We start from the raw sequence: 487 nt of genomic DNA, 5'->3' as shown, positions 1-487 counted from the left end.
GTGATAAGTGGAATATTATTCAACTTTAATATTAACCCAATCCACAATCCCAGTGTCTCTTTACAATCAACAAATGCTGAACTGATATCACCGATTTTTATTGCATTTCCCATCAAGAGAAAATATCGGGTCAAATAACCCGATATTGCTACCCATTAAATTACCTGAACAAAACGGCCATTAATTAATGAAAAGATTGGTGCAACGGTAGCCAAAATCGTATCTCCATCTTCCTCATCAATGTAATAGTAGGATATTGGGGAACTTTCTGGGTCTGATTTATTCACCAACCTGACCATTCTTCCCTGATTCATTATTTTCACTCTGTAGTCATCCCAATTAATTGGTTTCATTTTGAAACTTTTTATTTTGATATTATGGTAAACAGACTGATCAGCAAAAACACTCTCTTCACTTTCACCGGAAACCCAAGCCCAGGCTCTAAGCGCAACTTTTTGTTGATCACGGAGTGTATTCAAATCCTTAG

At 36.3% G+C, this 487-nt stretch carries 1 pseudogene; it reads right to left on the bottom strand.

Annotation, left to right across the window (positions count from 1 at the left end):
- Nucleotides 1–155 precede the first annotated feature (155 nt).
- Nucleotides 156–487 (bottom strand): annotated as a pseudogene (locus AACQ83_RS24445) (hypothetical protein); the annotation flags it as partial.

Source organism: Photorhabdus sp. S10-54 (assembly GCF_963878145.1).
Classification (GTDB): domain Bacteria; phylum Pseudomonadota; class Gammaproteobacteria; order Enterobacterales; family Enterobacteriaceae; genus Photorhabdus; species Photorhabdus kayaii.
The sequence above is the reverse complement of the archived record's forward strand: the minus strand, read 5'-3'. Positions and strand labels throughout refer to the sequence as shown.